The sequence below is a fragment of the Olsenella sp. DNF00959 genome (assembly GCF_001553055.1).
Classification (GTDB): Bacteria; Actinomycetota; Coriobacteriia; order Coriobacteriales; family Atopobiaceae; genus Olsenella_I; species Olsenella_I phocaeensis.
Map to the genome: position 1 here is coordinate 1 of NZ_KQ960123.1, position 15,389 is coordinate 15,389.

Genomic DNA, 15,389 nt, shown 5'->3' on the forward strand with positions numbered 1-15,389 from the left:
TCGCGTTTCCGGGGCCCCGGCCCGCGCGGGGAGGCAGTGTTTTGCGACTCTGGCACCTTTATCAACCATTTTTTTGGCATATCTGCCGTTCGCCTAATTATGCTAAACGTCGCGTAGGCTTCATGCTTAATAGCTTGAATGTTTAAAATAATTTGAAATTGCATTATGCATCTTAAATAAATCAATCATAAACCTACCGTTTGCCATGCGACACGCACTCTGCCTTTTATTTTTCCTGCTAATAAGCCATATATAGAAGGTGTGCAAAATTCGCTGTACCGTGTTCCTAGGGAGTGAGTTCGTGGTGAATGACAAGATGCTGCCAGCCAGTTCTTCTCAGGATGCGATTTGGGATTCCTTTCTGCGTAAGGACTTACTGCGCTCATGCAGACGACGCAGTGACGACGAGGCTCGTTGCGTCGTGTTTTGTTCTGAGTGCGGAATGGGAAAGACGAGACTTCTCAAGTCAATTCTGTCCATTGAGACCCGCGCGGGCTCTTGCGTCAAATACTCGCTTTTCGTGCCAGAGGACGCCAGTTCGGCGCCGGGGAGAATCGTTCGCATTGCCCGCGAGGTCGTTGCCTCCCGCAGGGCCGGCAAACGAGTGGCCGTGCTCCTTGAGGGCGTGCCTCCCGGAGACGAGTCGGACGTGGGTCGCGAGCTCCGTGCCATACGCAAGATGCTAGGTGCCGGAGCGCTGGTGGCGATGACCATCAGTCCTGATTCGGCGGTCTTGTTCGAGAGCTTGGATGACGCCATCAGGTTCACTGGCCAGGATCTTTGCATCCGCGACTTTAGCGAATTCCCCGACGAGGACCAGGCGTTGCACCTGTCGCATGGTGTGCCCTCCCTTTGTGCCGCTCTTGTGTCTGGAGGTCTGCTGGAGGGGCGATTCTCATCCGTTAGATATCTTGACGCGCTCAAGCGCCTGATCATCTCGCACTTACGATCGAGCCTGTCCGACGAGGATCTTATGCTTCGTCTTGCGATGATCCTCCTTGGTAGAGGCAGCTTTGACGACCTTGGTGAACTGGGGCTGCGACCTGATGGCGAGACCCTCCTTTGGATGCATGAGTGCGCTCCTGCGCTGGGAATCGACTTTGTGGCCGACGGATTCTCTGTTGTTGGAGCGGATGACCAGGAGATTTTCCCTGGGCTTGCTTCCGTGCTAGGGGAGTATGGAGCCATTGCGTCCGAACTCTGTAAGAGCTGTGCGGAATTGCTTGCGCGCAGAGGTGAATACGTGCGCTCCGCCATGCTCGCTCGGCTCTGCGTGGACGAGGATGCCCTTGCCCTGGCGGCGTCGTATGGAGTGGGGTATATCCTGTCGGGCCGCTTGGCCGAATGCGAGGGCCTTCAAAATGCCGGCACTCCCATAGGGCAGGACCTTTGCATGCCCGCAGTGGTGACTCGTCAGGCAATGCTGGAGCTATCGGGCACCACGTCGGAGTATGCGCGGGGAAGACTCGCGATGGGCTACGCGCGTACCGAGCTGGCGCAGGGGTATGGTCCCGCGACAAGGTACGTGAGCTTGCTGGGAAACGTTAGGGACGTGCTCTCTGGCAGGGTGTCACGCCCTCTCTGTGCGAAAAGCGCGGACGATGACGAGTGGTCACGTCTCCTGCGCCTCCATGCGACGGTGCTCGGACTTTGCGCAGGAGGAGAGCTGACCTCTGCATTCGCGCTGCTGCTCGACGAGCCAAGAAGAAGAAGCCCGAAGGATTTGCCGTCCGCCCTGGCGTGCCTCGACTTCTCATTTCTAAGATGTCTCATGGGCGAGGCCGCCACCGCAGAGGAGGAAGGGGAGCTCGTTGTGGCCCGGGAGGTCATCGAGCGCTGCTCGCCTAAGAGGCTGTCGATCTATCGCAAGGCGCTGGAGTCCTCCGCCAGCATCCTCATGGGCAGGAGGGAGTCCATAGAGGGGCTCGAGCTCGCCATCGCCCGGGCTGGAGAGTACGGGGACCTGCTCGTTGAGGCAGCGTTGCTCGTCTCTGGCGCCGTGGGAGACCTGGGGGCCGACTCTTGCTCGAGGGCGCACGTGCGCGCCACGCGCGCAATCGAGCTTGCTGATGCCGCGAATTCGAAATACCTCGCCTCGGCAGCCCGGTTGGTTCTGCTCGCCGCGCGCATAGCGATGGGCGAAAAGCCGCCAGTCCAGCGAAAGATCGTGGACCTGACGCCGCTTGACCAGCTTGGGGTGATGCTGGTGAAGGCGAGTCATGGCGAGCGCGTGCGCGTCGGGAGCATGCGTGGCCTCTCGTCAAAGAGCTTCCCGCGCGAGCTGTTGTGGGCGTTAGGCTTGGTCGCGACGCGCTGTGGCCCTGCTTCCGCGGCCCTGCGCCTGAGCCTTCCCGACAGCTGGAGTCGCGCACTCGAGGCCATTCCAACCCCTCCCGTTTGCATGGGCGAGCGATGCGGGGGCGATAATCTGGAAGGGGAGATCGCCCTCGACGCCGCGGGGTTCTATCGACCTCCCGCGCGCAGAGCGAGCGTGAGGCTGCTGGGCGGGCTCAACGTGAGCGTGGACGGGATTGCCGTGCCCATCTCCCGGCTGGGCAGGAGGCATGCGGGTGAGCTCCTCTGTCTCCTCGCCATGGCAAGGGGCCATAGGCTTCGAAAGCACGAGGCCCTCGAGGCGATTTGGGGAGACCGGGATTACGTTCGTGGCATGCAAAAGCTCTACGAGTGCGTGTCTACGCTCAGGTCGATCCTGGGCGGTCGGCACGATGGGATGGACCCTCTCGTCAGCAACAGGACGAACGGGAGCCTGGAGCTCAACGAGGAGCTCGTCTCGGTTGACATAGACGAGTTGAGGGCGGATCTCGACGGCGTATTCGAACAGGAGGGCAGCGATCGCTTCCTCCTGGCCCACGCGGCGCGGGCGCGCAGGCTCTACGGGGGCGGGGCGGTCGTCGGGGCGGTGCCTGACGTCACCGGGGCATACGGGCGGCAGGCCAGAAAGCTGCGGAGGACGTATAGCGACGCCATGGTGAGCGCCGCCTCCGCGGCGCTCAGGGAGGGGAGGCCCTACATGTCCTCCCTCTTTGCCAGGTCGGCAATCCAGGAGGGCGGGCGCAGCGAGGACGCCACGGAGGCCCTTGTCAAGGCGCTGGCGATGATGGGTCGCTTCGAGGAGATTCGGGAGATGTGGGACGAGTACGCCCGCTCTGGCCGCAGGGGAGGGGCAGCGGCCGAAGCCGCATCGACGTTTGACAGGATCTTCCGCGAGGCGCTCGAATCGCGGGGCGACGACGAGACAGAAGGGGACCGCCAGCCTGACAAATGAGAGTTGCGACGCCTTGCGGTTGTACTGTCAGTGCGGTGCCGTTTTGGTGAGAGGACGCAACGGGCACGGGCGTGACGGATGCTATTGATAAAGTTAAAGAGCTGAAGACTCTTCCTTGGAACTAAGGTTCCACGCACGAAAAGGAGCGCCATGCCCAACCTTTTCTCGCGCCTCCTTTCCCGAGGCGCCGACAAGCAGCTCAGGGAATTCGAGAAGGTCGCCCGAGAGGTCAATGACAGGGAGGCAGAAGTCTCCGCGTTGTCAGACGAGGAGCTTGCAGGTCAGACCGTGCTCTTCAGGGAGCGTTACGCCAACGGCGAGAGCTTGGACGACCTGCTACCCGAGGCCTTTGCCACGGTGAGAGAGGCCTCCGGGCGAACCCTGGGGCTTCGCCACTTCGATGTCCAGGTCATCGGCGGCATCGCCCTGCATCGCGGGATGATCGCCGAGATGAAGACAGGCGAGGGCAAGACGCTCGTTTCGACATTGGCGGGCTATCTCAACGCAATCTCGGGCGAGGGCGTCCACGTTGTCACGGTCAACGACTACCTTGCCAAGCGCGACAGCGAGTGGATGGGGCAGATCTATCGCTTCCTGGGCATGAAGGTCGGCCTGCTACAGAACGGCATGAAGCTCGACCTGAAGAAGCCTGCCTACGAGGCGGACGTGACTTATGGCACCAACTCGGAGTTTGGCTTCGACTACCTGCGCGACAACATGGTCACCCGCCCCGGCATGCGCGTGCAGCGGGGACACCACTTCGCCATCGTCGACGAGGTCGACTCCATCCTGATTGACGAGGCGCGCACGCCGCTCATCATCTCTGGTGCCGGAACGAAGTCGGCCAGCACCTACAAGGACTTCGCGCGCGCCGTGCGAGGGCTCGTCCAGGACGTCGACTTCGAGATGGACGAGGCGAAGCACACCATCGCGACCACCGAAGGCGGACTCAGGAAGGTCGAGGCCGCCCTGGGCGTGGACGACATCTATGGCGACATGAGCGGCCAGCTGGTAAACCACCTGCAGCAGGCGCTCAAGGCGCAGTACATGTTCCATCGCGACCAGCAGTACGTCGTGGTCGATGGCGAGGTCAAGATCGTCGACGAGTTCACCGGCCGCATCATGGAGGGCAGGCGCTACTCGGAGGGCCTGCACCAGGCGATCGAGGCGAAGGAGGGGGTGCTGATTCGCGAGGAGAACCAGACTCTCGCGACCATCACCCTGCAGAACTACTTCCGTCTCTATGACAAGCTCTCGGGCATGACGGGCACCGCCATGACGGAGGATGCGGAGTTCCGCGAGATCTACAAGCTGCCGGTCCAGGCCATACCGCCCAACAAGCCCGTCATTCGCGTGGATGGCAACGACCTCGTCTACCAGACCATCGACGCCAAGTTCAGGGCGGTTGCCGAGGACGTGGCACAACGCCATGCAAAGGGCCAGCCCTGCCTGGTCGGCACGGTTTCCATCGAGAGCTCCGAGCGTCTATCCCGCATCTTGGACAAGCGCGGCATCAGACACGAGGTGCTCAACGCCAAGTATCACGAGCGCGAGGCGCAGATCGTGGCCCAGGCTGGCCGAGAGGGAGCCGTGACCATCGCCACGAACATGGCCGGACGAGGAACGGACATCCTTCTGGGAGGCAATCCCACCGCACTCGCCGAGGACCTCCTCGCCCAAGAGGGCGTGTCCGATGAGGAGGTCACCGAGGAGCAGCGTGCCGACGCCCTCGAGCGCGCGAGGAAGATCTGCGCCACCGAGCGCGAGCATGTCGTCGCGGCCGGCGGACTCTGCGTCATCGGCACCGAGCGGCACGAGAGCCGGCGCATCGACAACCAGCTGCGAGGACGTTCGGGCCGTCAGGGAGATCCCGGCGAGACCGTGTTCTACCTCTCGCTTGACGATGACCTCATGCGCCTCTTCGGCGGTGACCGCATGGACCACGTCGCGGCCCTGATGGCCAAGTATGACATGCCTGCCGACATGCCCATCGAGTCGAAGATGGTCACCAAGGCGGTCGAGAGCGCACAGCGCAAGGTCGAGGAGATCAACTTCTCGATGCGTAAGAACGTCCTCGACTACGACGACGTCATGAACAAGCAGCGCCAGGTCATCTATGAGGAGAGGAACAAGATCCTCGACGGCAAGGACCTCGTGGGCCATATCGCCGAGGTACTGCGGGACACCGTGGAGCACAACGTCGACCTGTACTGCTCGGAGGACATCAACGCCAGCGACTGGGACTTCGAGGGGCTTCTCAAGTGGGTTGCGGGGCTTACGGGGAGGAGTGACCTTCCCGAGCTCGACGAGGACATGGAGCGGGCGGACGTCCTCGAGGCCGTGTGCGACTACGTCTCGGGATGCTATGCCCAGAAGTCCGAGCGCCTGTCGGACGCCATCATGCAGGAGCTCTCCGCCCAGGTGATGCTGCGCGTCATCGACACGCGCTGGATGGCCTACCTGCAGGAGATGGACTACCTCAAGACCGGTATCGGCCTGCGTGGCTTTGGCCAGCGAGACCCTCTGGTGGAGTACAAGACCGAGGCCTACGCTGCCTTCACCGAGCTCGTGAACACCATGTACGAGGACTTCCTGCGCACCATCCTGCGCATCGAGCTCGCGCATGCGCCCGAGCCCCGCGAGGACGACGGCCTTCGTGGGGCAAGCTTCTCGGGTCCCGCCGAGGTCGACGGCGACCGCAGCGGCAGCGTCGTCGCCCGTGCCTCCGACGGCAGGCATGGTGCGACTCCGGCGGCTACAAAGCCCGGCACCTACCGCAAGGAGGATGACCCCGACCCTTACGTGGGCGTGGGCCGTAACGACCCCTGCCCCTGCGGCAGCGGCAAGAAGTTCAAGAACTGCCATGGTAGGAACCGCTAGATGGCGGACCTTACGCGTGCCGACATAGAAGGGCTCTCCGCCAGGCTTGACGAGGTGGAAGGCTACCTCCACCTCGATCAGAAGCGGGCCGAGGCCGACGAGCTCCAGAAGAGGAGCGCGGAGCCCGGGTTCTGGGACGACGCGGATGGGGCGGGCGGCACCATGACGCGCCTCACGCGGCTGCGTGACGACATCGACCGCATGGCAGGCGCCCGCGAGCGCCTCGACGACGTGCTCGCCGCCTTCGAGTTGGGCGAGGAGACCGGCGAGGACGAGCTGTTCGAGGAGGCCGCGAGCCTCAGGGACTCCCTCGAGGCCGACCTGTCCGAGCTCGAGCTCTCGAGCTGGTTCACTGACGAGCTCGACCATGGCGACGCCATCGTCACGGTGACACCTGGCCAGGGCGGACTCGAGGCCCAGGACTGGTGCGGGATGCTCTTCCGCATGTACCTCGCGTACTGCGGTCGCAGGGGATGGAAGGTCACGCTCAACGACGTCAGCGACGCGGAGGTCATCGGCCTCGACCGCGCGACCTTCACGGTCTCCGGAACCAATGCCTATGGGATGCTTCGCGCCGAGCAGGGCGTCCATCGCCTCGTGCGCATCTCTCCCACTGACGTCAAGAAGCGCCGTCAGACCACCTTTGCCGGCGTCGAGGTGCTCCCCGTCCTGCCCGAGGACGTCCAGGTTGACATAGACCCCAACGACCTGCGCATTGACGTCTACCACGCTTCTGGGCACGGCGGCCAGGGCGTGAACACGACCGACTCCGCGGTGCGCATCACGCACCTTCCCACCGGTACCGTGGTGACCTGCCAGAACGAGCGCAGCCAGCTCCAGAACAAGGCCTTCGCCATGAACATCCTGCGCAGCCGTCTCTACGAGCTGGAGAAGGCGAAGCGGGATGCGGAGCTGGAGGAGCTGAGGGGCCCCAAGCGAGAGATCGGCTTCGGCAACCAGATCAGGAGCTACGTCCTGTATCCCTATCAGCTGGTCAAGGACCTGCGTACGGGGGTCGAGACGGGCAACGTGGACTCCGTCCTCTCGGACGGGGACCTGGACAAGTTCGTCGTGGGCTACCACCGCTGGTCCGTCGGCGGGGGAGAGGGGCGATGAGCGCGCTGCCGCCCTGGAGGTCCGTCTTCCGGAAGTCCTGGCTGATAGTGCTGGGCTCCCTCGTCTATGCCGTCGGCATCGACTGCTTCGAGGTCCCCAACGGCCTCGCCGCAGGTGGGCTCACGGGCCTCGCCACCATCACCTCGGCCCTTGCCGCCAAGGCCGGCTTCCATCTGCCCGTGGGCATCCAGACCATCGTGATGAACGCGCTGCTCCTTGGATATGTCTACCTCACCACGAAGGACAAGGGCTACGTGGCACAGAGCGTCGCCGGAATGCTGGTCTCGGGCTTCTTCACCGACCTCCTGGCGCCGCTGCTGCCCGTGCTCGCGGAGGGGGAGCTCCTGCTTTCGGCAATCTGGGGCGGAGTTCTCGTGGGCGTCGGCGTGGGGATCGTGTTCCTCTCGGGGGGCAACACGGGTGGAACGGACATCATCGCCCAGCTCATCGCCAGGAGGACGGGCATGCCCCTGGGCACGCTCATAGTGATCGTGGACGGTGCCATCGTGCTCGCGTCGGCCCCCGTATTCTCCATCAGGAACGCGCTCTATGCGGGCGTGGCCATGTACATTGGCGGCAGGTTGGTGGACGTGGTGGTGGACGGCCCCAACATGGCCCGCGTCGCGTACATCATCTCCGACCTGCACGGGAAGATTGCGAACGAGATTCTCTACTCCATGGGTCGCGGCTGCACCGAGCTGCAGGCACGTGGCGTGTGGAGCGGCAACGACCGCCCCGTCCTCATGTGCGTGCTTGGCCGTACCGAGACCATGCGGCTGAAGGAGATCGTCGCCTCCATCGATCCCGAGGCGATCGTCTTCGTCTCCGAGGTGCACGAGGCCTTTGGCGAGGGGTTTGGGAGCCTCAGGGAGTAGCTGGGCCCTTCACCTCTCGGGCGAGGGGTTGCATGAGGTGTTGGTGATCTGTCACGGCGCGTGATGCGTGCTCCCGCATTCGGTATCATGAATAAGATTGCTTCGGATTCGATGAGGCGGGTGTTCCCATGCTGCTCGACCTGCTCAAGGAGAAGTACGTGAGGTTGGGCGTCAAGGCGTCCGACTGGCGAGAGGCGACGCGTCTCTCACTTGCCCCCCTCCTGGAGTCCGGCGCGGTCACGCAGGAGTATGTGGACGACGTAATCACGGGCGCCGAGCAACATGGTCCCTACTTCGTCGTCACGCCACGGGTCGCGCTGCCGCACGCTCGCCCCGAGTGCGGTGCGCTGGAAGACGCCCTGGGGGTAACGGTCCTGGACGAACCGGTCGAGTTTGGCAGTGCCGACAACGACCCGGTCCGCTACCTGTTCCCCCTGAGCGCCACCAGCGCGAGCGGGCATCTGGACGCGCTGGCGTCGCTCGTGGAGCTGTTGTCAGACGAGGACTTCTTCGCCGTGCTCGACGAGGCGTCTTCTCCAAAGGAAGTTGTGGACGCCGTCCGCAACGCGGAAAGGAGCAACTAATGTCTTCTGCCAAGTATCGTGCCCTGGTCTGCTGCCGTGCCGGCATGGGGTCCTCCGCCATGCTCAAGATCAAGTGCGACCAGGTCATTAACGAGGAGGGCTATTCCATCGCGACCGAGGCCGGCAACCTCGATGCCATCCAGGACTTCGACGGGGATCTGGTCATCACCATGAGCGACCTCGCGGAGGAGCTCTTGGCCGACGCCAAGATCGCGCATGTCGCCGGTATTCGCAACATCGTGGACAAGAAGGAGATCAAGGAGCAGCTCGAGGCCTTCCTCGAGGCCGTCGAGGCGTAACTTCACCGTTGGCCAACCTTGTTGTGGACGCAGGGTCCCGGTCGCATTGCTTGCGATCGGGACCCTGCCCTATGTTGAGGGGTCAAGAGGAGTGCGACGAGGAGTGGCGCCTAGTCGTTCTGCACCTCGACGCGCATCATGGTGCCAACGCCGGCATCCAGGAGGGACTCCAACAGCGAAGGATTGGCGGACGCGTCCGTCACAAGAGTGTCGACCTGCGAGGGGCTGCCGTAGCAGAAGCTCGAGTTGGCCCCTAGCTTGCCGCTGTCCGCCACGATGATGTGTCGCTCCGACCTCTCGAGCATGAGGGCGTTGATGCTGGTCTCATGGGAAACCAAGGTCGTCAGGCCCTCCTCGGCGGAGAGGCCCGAACAGCCAAGAATCGCCTTTGCCGCGCTCACCTTCGAGATGCTGTCGAGGGCAAACTCACCCGCCATCGACCATTTGGGGAGGCGAATCTCCCCGCCGGTGAGGATGACGGAGATGGACGAGGACGGCCGTGCCTGCAGGGCTTTGCCATTGTTCGTGACGATGGTGACGTTCTCGGCCCTGATGTGCTCGAGCACTGCCAGCGCGGTGGAGCTGGTGTTCACAAAGACCGTGTCGCCATCCTCCACAAGCTGGGCTGCCGCCCGAGCAATGCTGCGCTTCGCCATGACCATGCGCGAGCTGATGGGGCTTCCCAAGGGGTCTGCGATCTCTGCGATGCCATAGCTACGGTGCACGACACCCTGGCCTTCGAGTTCGTCGAGATCGCGCCTGATGGTGAGAGGCGAGACGCCAAAGCGCACGGCGAGGTCAGCGATGCGGCACCTGCCGGTGACCGTCAGATAGTCGATGATTGCCTTGCGGCGGTGGTCTACCAGGGAGCCACTCCTGCTCATCTTCTCATCTCCTCAGACTGCTTAAAGCGTTCAAATCAATCAAAGTATCCTACAAGCCGAGAAAAAGTGCAGGCTGGACGAGGAAGTCTGCCTGTGATTGGATGCCGTGCAAGGGAAGAGCTTGGTCAATCATCGCGAAATACCAGTTAAACAAGGGTAATTCGAAAGATTTCAAGTTGCCGCTCACACCCAAAAAACAAGCCGCTCGCCATTGCCTTACCCCCGCCCCCAAAGGATGTGTCCCAGCTTCTCAAATAGGTAAATCGCAGCTACATGCTTTGGAGTCCTTATATATGAACGATTAGAACATTTAAACGATAAAAAAGAAAGATAAAATCGTTCAAAACATAAATTCAGGTACGGCAAAATTCAGAAAAGGCATATAATTCTCCTGACAGCAGAGGGGCATGCCATGTCCACCCCTCGTTTGCGCAGCTACGAGTGCTCTGAAGGGGGGTGCAAGAAATGCTACTTCGCCAGCTTTACGAGCTCAAGCGCTACACCCTCGTCGACGGCCCCCTCGAGTGGAGGGACGCCCTTCGTGAGGGCGTGAAGCCCCTGATCGCGGATGGCAGCGTCGAGCCCGAGTACGCGGACTGCCTGATCAAGAACGTCGAGGACCATGGTCCCTACATCGTCCTCCTTCCCGGTCTCGCGATGCCGCACGCCATGGAGGGCGCCGTCGGAACCAACCGCTCCGCCATTGGCTTCATGCGCGTCAAGGAGCCCGTGCACTTCGGCGCGGAGGACGACCCAGACACCACTGCCCAGGCGTTCTTTACGCTCAGCGACGTCGATGCCGAGTCCCACCTGCAGAACATGCAGCATCTCGCCGTGATCATGTCGAACGAAGAGGTGGTCGAGAGGCTCAAGAACATCCAGAGCCCCGAGGAGCTTCTCGAGATCGACGCGCTTGCCGGGGACGAGTAATTCTCCCCACGCCCCAAGGCAACACCGGTTTTTAGTTAGGAGAGGAAATGGACATATTGATGGCAGCGGTCAACTGGTTCGCCAGCACCATTCTGTCTCAGCCTGCCTGGATCATCGGTCTCATCGTCATCGTGGGCTATGCCCTGCTGGGCAAGAAGTGGTATGAGGTCCTCGCGGGCTTCATCAAGGCCTCCGTCGGCTACATGATCCTCCAGGTTGGCTCTGGCGGCCTCGTGTCGGCGTTCCGCCCCGTCACCGTCGGCCTTGGCCAGCGCTTTGGCCTGCAGGCCATGGTCATCGACCCCTACTTCGGCAACAATGCCGTCGACGCGGGCGTCAAGGCCGCTGCCGAGGGCAACGCCTCCGTCAGCTTCCTGATGGGTGCCAACATCTCACAGTACATGCTGCTCCTTCTCTTCGCGTACATCCTCAACATCACCCTCGTGGCCCTGAAGAAGTACACGAAGATGCGCGCCATCTTCACCACTGGCAACGTCCAGGTGCAGCAGGCGGCGACCGCCCTCTGGCTCATCATGTTCTGCTTCCCGCAGCTCATGAGTGGTCCCGCGCTGGTCGTCATGACGATTCTCCTCGGCCTCTACTGGGCCGTCGGCTCCAACATCACCATCGGCCCGACCCAGGAGCTTACCGAGGGCGCCGGCTTCTCCATCGGCCACCAGCAGATGTTCGGCATCTTCCTGGCCTCCAAGGCTGCCGGCTGGATGGCGAAGCGTGACGATGCTCGTCGTGCCAAGAACCCTGGCAAGGAGTCCGTCTTCGACAAGAAGCTCGAGGACATCGAGCTTCCCGGCTGGCTTTCCATGTTCAACGAGAACATGGTCTCGACCGCCATCCTCATGACGCTCTTCTTCGGCATCATCCTGTGCGTCATCGGGCCCGAGTTCCTGATCAAGCTCTCCGACCCCGCACAGACCGACAAGGCCTTCCTGCTCACCGGTAACGCCGCCCTCAAGCCCGGCAAGGACTTCTTCTTCTACGTCCTCTACAACTGCTTCCAGTTCGCGGTGTACCTGACCATCCTGCAGCTGGGCGTCCGCACCTTCGTTGCCGAGCTCACCGCCTCCTTCCAGGGCATCACCCAGAAGCTCATCAAGGGCTCCGTGCCCGGCGTCGATTGCGCCGTCACCTTTGGCTTCGGCTCCACCAACGCCGTGACCCTGGGCTTCATGGCCGGCGCCGTCGGTCAGTTCATCGCCATCGCGGTGCTGATCCTGGCCAAGAGCCCCGTGCTGGTCATCGCAGGCTTCGTGCCCCTGTTCTTCGACAACGCCACCTTGGGCGTCTATGCCAACAACAAGGGTGGCCTGAAGGCCTGCCTGATCATTCCGTTCATCTGCGGCCTCTGCCAGGTCTTCGGCTCCGCCGCCATCGCCTCCTGGGTCCAGATGTACCAGTTCGGCGGCTACCTGGGCATGTTCGACTGGGCGGTCGTGTGGCCTGCGTTCACGGTCATCATGCACTACCTCAGCTGGGCCGGCGTCGCGGTCGTGGCTCTCATCCTCATCGCCATCCCGCAGCTCCAGTACCACTTCGCCCCCAAGGACGAGAACGGCAAGAGCGCGTACTTCCTCGAGGTCGAGGACTACGACAAGTATGTCGAGCTCCGCGACAAGGCCAAGGGCGAGTCCGTCTCTGCATAAGGCTTCACTCCGGTCCGACGGGCCGAACCGCCGGACCGGAACCTTGCCCCGCGTGCCATCAGGCACGTGGGGCAACATCCAAAGAGTGGGACCAACAGAAAGGAACTTTACGATGGGTGCAAAGATTCTCTGCGCATGCGCGAACGGCTCCGGCACTTCCCTGATGATGCAGCTCACCGTCGAGCGCGTTGCCAACAAGCTCGGCATGGACGTGACTCAGGTCCATCACTGCGCCCTCGCCGAGGGCACCTCGACCGCCAAGAACTTCGATGTCGTCTGCTTCCCCCGCAACTTCGAGAACATGTTCGATGCCGTGAAGGCTTCTGGCAAGGTCGTCTGCATCCCCCTGAAGAACGTCCTCTCTGACAAGGAGGTCGAGGAGAAGTTCGTCGAGAACGGCCTCGACAAGAAGTTCGCCAAGTAGGACGCCTCGCCCAATCCAAACAGCTGGGAGCTGCACAGTATGAACTACGAAAAGAAGATTCTGGCAACCGACATGCCCAAGTGCTACGCCATCGGCATGTTTGACGCCGACGACTTCGAGGGCTTCGTGGTCGCGACCGAGAAGGACGGCCCCATCCGTCGCTTCGACCTGGACGGCAATGCGCACGAGAACGTGTGCGACGGCCCTGGAGGGGTCATGACCGTCATGCAGACCCCCGGCCGCGGTGACCAGCTCATGGCGACCTACCAGTTCTTCTCGCCCAACTTCGGCGCCGATGACGCCAAGATCGTCAGCTACACCAAGCAGGTTGACGGCAGCTGGAAGCGCTCCGTAATCTGCGACCTGCCCTACGTCCACCGCTTTGGCGTGCTCACGGGTGCCGATGGCCAGAAGTGGCTCTTCGCCTGCACCATCAAGAGCGCCTGTCGTAACGGGGTGAAGGACGACTGGCTCGTTCCTGGCGCCGTGTATGTCGCGAAGCTGCCCGAGCGCCTGGAGGACTACGACGAAGAGCACCAGCTTGAGCTGACTTGCCTCGCCGACTACCAGCTGCAGAACCACGGCTTCTACTCCGCCCCTGACGGCTCCTTCGCGCTCGTCGGCACTGCCGCCGGCGTGTTTCGCTACGTTCCGCCCGCGAGCGACGGCGAGGACTGGACGGTCAGGTGCCTCGTCGTCCAACCCACGAGCGACATGACTCCCATCGACCTGGACGGTGATGGCAAGGACGAGATCGTGACGATCTCGAAGTTCCATGGAGACGCGCTCTCCGTGTGGCACGAGACCGACGTCGAGGACAAGTACGAGCTCGTGTGGACTGACCCCCAGAAGCGCGGCTTCCTCCACGCCATCTGGTCGGGTGACCTCTGCGGTAGCAAGTGCGCCGTCATCGGCAACCGCAAGGACGAGCGCGACCTCCTCAGGCTCCACTTCGAGGACGGCGAGTACGAGGTCGAAGTCATCGACCACGACCGTGGGCCCGCGAACTGCTGGGTCTTCAGGGACTCCGAGGGCGTGGACCACATCATCTCCACCAACCGCGAGACGGACGAGGCCGCGCTCTACACCGTGCGCGCCTAGCGTCACGCCCAACCATGCCACCCGGCCAATCGCTGGGTGGCATACACACAACAAGGAGGTAAGAATGTCCGCAATCGACGACGTCACTCGCGAGGGTTGGATCATGAGCACCTTCCCCGAGTGGGGGACCTGGCTCAACGAGGACATCGAGAACGCAGTCGTTCCCGAGGGCAACGTCAAGATGTGGTGGCTCGGCTGCACCGGCATGTGGGTCAAGACCCCCGGTAACGCCAACATCACCATTGACCTGTGGACGGGCAACGGCAAGCGCACCCACGGCGACGGCAAGATGAAGGTCGGCCACCAGATGGCCAACATGGCCGGCTGCCGTGCCATGCAGCCCAACCTGCGCAACATCCCCTATGTCTTCGACCCCTTCGGCTTCCACCACGTGGACGCCGTCTTGGCCACCCATTACCACCAGGACCACATGTCCAAGGAGTGGGCCGCGCATGTCATCCAGTCCGGCATGACCACCACGGACGAGAACGGCAACGAGATTCCCGTGCCGTTCATCGGGCCCGAGAAGTCCGCTGACTTCTGGCGCAAGTGGGGCGTCCCCGAGGACCGCATCACCGTCGTCAAGCCCGGCGACAAGATCAAGATCAAGGACCTCGAGATCGTCGTCATGGACTCCTTCGATCGCACCTGCATCACCACGACCGACTCCACTGGCCCCGACCGCGAGGACCTCTGGGGCAAGTGCCCGATGGACATGGACGAGAAAGCCGTCAACTACCTGCTCGTGACCCCCGGTGGCAACATCTACCACAGCGGCGACTCCCACTACTCCATCTACTTCGCCAAGCACGGCAAGGACATCATGAAGGAGTACGGTGGCGTCGACGTGGCCTTTGGGTCCTTTGGCTGCAACCCGCTCGGCATGCAGGACAAGATGGAGGCCTCCGACATCCTGCGCATGGCCGAGGCCCTGCAGGCCAAGGTCGTCATTCCCATCCACTGGGACGTCTGGACCAACTTCATGGCCGACCAGCGCGAGATCGAGGTCCTGTACCAGATGCGCAAGGATCGCCTGAACTATACCTTCCATCCCTACTACTGGCGGGTCGGCGGTGACTACACGTACCCCCTCGACAAGGACAAGAAGGAGTACATGTACGATCGCGGCTTCCACGACTGCTTCGACCACGAGCCCAACGTGCCGTTCCGCTCGGTCCTGTAGGCATGGCAGCGTAGGCGACAAGCCATGACGTTGGGCCCCGGACGTGCGCGAGCCGCGTCCGGGGCCCTCGTCTTAGGAATGGTCCGGCTGACGTCCGCGGCCCATGGCGCGGCTCGGGAAGCTTCGCGGCTGCAGGTCTCCCCGCGCTAGAATTGAGTCATCCACG

At 62.5% G+C, this 15,389-nt stretch carries 12 protein-coding genes; 11 read left to right on the forward strand and 1 reads right to left on the reverse strand.

Going from position 1 to position 15,389, the window contains the following annotated elements; all coding sequences use genetic code 11:
* Positions 1–301: 301 nt before the first annotated feature.
* The 6 genes from HMPREF1868_RS00020 (at position 302) to HMPREF1868_RS00045 (ending at position 9,040) form a co-directional block, all read left to right on the forward strand.
* Complete coding sequence (locus tag HMPREF1868_RS00020; protein ID WP_156439357.1) at positions 302–3,286, forward strand: AfsR/SARP family transcriptional regulator; 2,985 nt, start codon at positions 302–304, stop codon at positions 3,284–3,286.
* Between the two features lie 150 nt (positions 3,287–3,436).
* Complete coding sequence (secA, locus tag HMPREF1868_RS00025) at positions 3,437–6,166, forward strand: preprotein translocase subunit SecA (protein WP_062529286.1); 2,730 nt, start codon at positions 3,437–3,439, stop codon at positions 6,164–6,166.
* Positions 6,167–7,282: a peptide chain release factor 2 gene (prfB, locus tag HMPREF1868_RS00030; RefSeq protein ID WP_062529288.1), complete on the forward strand. Its 1,116-nt coding sequence runs from the start codon at positions 6,167–6,169 to the stop codon at positions 7,280–7,282.
* Positions 7,279–8,157 carry a YitT family protein gene (locus HMPREF1868_RS00035; protein ID WP_062529290.1) on the forward strand — a complete coding sequence of 293 codons (879 nt, stop codon included), beginning with the start codon at positions 7,279–7,281 and terminating at the stop codon, positions 8,155–8,157. Before prfB ends, HMPREF1868_RS00035 begins: the two co-directional genes overlap by 4 nt.
* Positions 8,158–8,285: 128 nt before the next feature.
* Positions 8,286–8,741 (forward strand): PTS sugar transporter subunit IIA, encoded by a 456-nt coding sequence (locus HMPREF1868_RS00040; RefSeq protein WP_009278167.1) that lies wholly within the window; start codon positions 8,286–8,288, stop codon positions 8,739–8,741.
* Positions 8,741–9,040: a PTS sugar transporter subunit IIB gene (locus tag HMPREF1868_RS00045; protein ID WP_062529292.1), complete on the forward strand. Its 300-nt coding sequence runs from the start codon at positions 8,741–8,743 to the stop codon at positions 9,038–9,040. The genes HMPREF1868_RS00040 and HMPREF1868_RS00045 overlap by 1 nt, the downstream gene beginning before the upstream one ends.
* A 110-nt stretch (positions 9,041–9,150) precedes the next feature.
* On the opposite strand, the gene HMPREF1868_RS00050 is transcribed toward HMPREF1868_RS00045, so the two are convergent.
* A complete protein-coding gene (locus HMPREF1868_RS00050) occupies positions 9,151–9,924 on the reverse strand; it encodes a DeoR/GlpR family DNA-binding transcription regulator (protein WP_062529294.1) in 774 nt (257 codons plus the stop codon).
* Positions 9,925–10,389: 465 nt separating this feature from the next.
* Between HMPREF1868_RS00050 and HMPREF1868_RS00055 the strand changes: the two genes are divergently transcribed.
* The 5 genes from HMPREF1868_RS00055 to ulaG all read left to right on the forward strand — a co-directional run bounded on the left by HMPREF1868_RS00055 (position 10,390) and on the right by ulaG (position 15,223).
* Complete coding sequence (locus HMPREF1868_RS00055) at positions 10,390–10,854, forward strand: PTS sugar transporter subunit IIA (protein WP_062529296.1); 465 nt, start codon at positions 10,390–10,392, stop codon at positions 10,852–10,854.
* Between the two features lie 47 nt (positions 10,855–10,901).
* Positions 10,902–12,515 (forward strand): PTS ascorbate transporter subunit IIC, encoded by a 1,614-nt coding sequence (locus HMPREF1868_RS00060; protein ID WP_062529298.1) that lies wholly within the window; start codon positions 10,902–10,904, stop codon positions 12,513–12,515.
* A gap of 112 nt (positions 12,516–12,627) precedes the next feature.
* Entirely contained in the window at positions 12,628–12,939 is a 312-nt protein-coding gene (locus HMPREF1868_RS00065) for a PTS sugar transporter subunit IIB (RefSeq protein WP_062529299.1), read from the forward strand.
* Between the two features lie 39 nt (positions 12,940–12,978).
* On the forward strand, positions 12,979–14,040 hold the full coding sequence (locus HMPREF1868_RS00070) for a hypothetical protein (protein ID WP_062529301.1): 1,062 nt from the start codon (positions 12,979–12,981) through the stop codon (positions 14,038–14,040).
* Positions 14,041–14,104: 64 nt separating this feature from the next.
* Positions 14,105–15,223, forward strand: a complete 1,119-nt coding sequence (gene ulaG / locus HMPREF1868_RS00075) for an L-ascorbate 6-phosphate lactonase (RefSeq protein WP_062529303.1) — start codon at positions 14,105–14,107, stop codon at positions 15,221–15,223.
* The last annotated feature ends 166 nt before the right edge of the window (positions 15,224–15,389 follow it).

Excerpts from the sequence above, each read along its gene's own strand:
- HMPREF1868_RS00065 (WP_062529299.1), top strand. The coding sequence starts at position 12,628 with ATGGGTGCAAAGATTCTCTGCGCATGCGCGAACGGCTCCGGCACTTCC.
- HMPREF1868_RS00055 (WP_062529296.1), top strand. The coding sequence starts at position 10,390 with ATGCTACTTCGCCAGCTTTACGAGCTCAAGCGCTACACCCTCGTCGAC.
- HMPREF1868_RS00045 (WP_062529292.1), top strand. The coding sequence starts at position 8,741 with ATGTCTTCTGCCAAGTATCGTGCCCTGGTCTGCTGCCGTGCCGGCATG.
- HMPREF1868_RS00050 (WP_062529294.1), bottom strand. The coding sequence starts at position 9,924 with ATGAGCAGGAGTGGCTCCCTGGTAGACCACCGCCGCAAGGCAATCATC.
- ulaG (WP_062529303.1), top strand. The coding sequence starts at position 14,105 with ATGTCCGCAATCGACGACGTCACTCGCGAGGGTTGGATCATGAGCACC.
- HMPREF1868_RS00060 (WP_062529298.1), top strand. The coding sequence starts at position 10,902 with ATGGACATATTGATGGCAGCGGTCAACTGGTTCGCCAGCACCATTCTG.
- HMPREF1868_RS00070 (WP_062529301.1), top strand. The coding sequence starts at position 12,979 with ATGAACTACGAAAAGAAGATTCTGGCAACCGACATGCCCAAGTGCTAC.
- secA (WP_062529286.1), top strand. The coding sequence starts at position 3,437 with ATGCCCAACCTTTTCTCGCGCCTCCTTTCCCGAGGCGCCGACAAGCAG.
- prfB (WP_062529288.1), top strand. The coding sequence starts at position 6,167 with ATGGCGGACCTTACGCGTGCCGACATAGAAGGGCTCTCCGCCAGGCTT.
- HMPREF1868_RS00035 (WP_062529290.1), top strand. The coding sequence starts at position 7,279 with ATGAGCGCGCTGCCGCCCTGGAGGTCCGTCTTCCGGAAGTCCTGGCTG.
- HMPREF1868_RS00040 (WP_009278167.1), top strand. The coding sequence starts at position 8,286 with ATGCTGCTCGACCTGCTCAAGGAGAAGTACGTGAGGTTGGGCGTCAAG.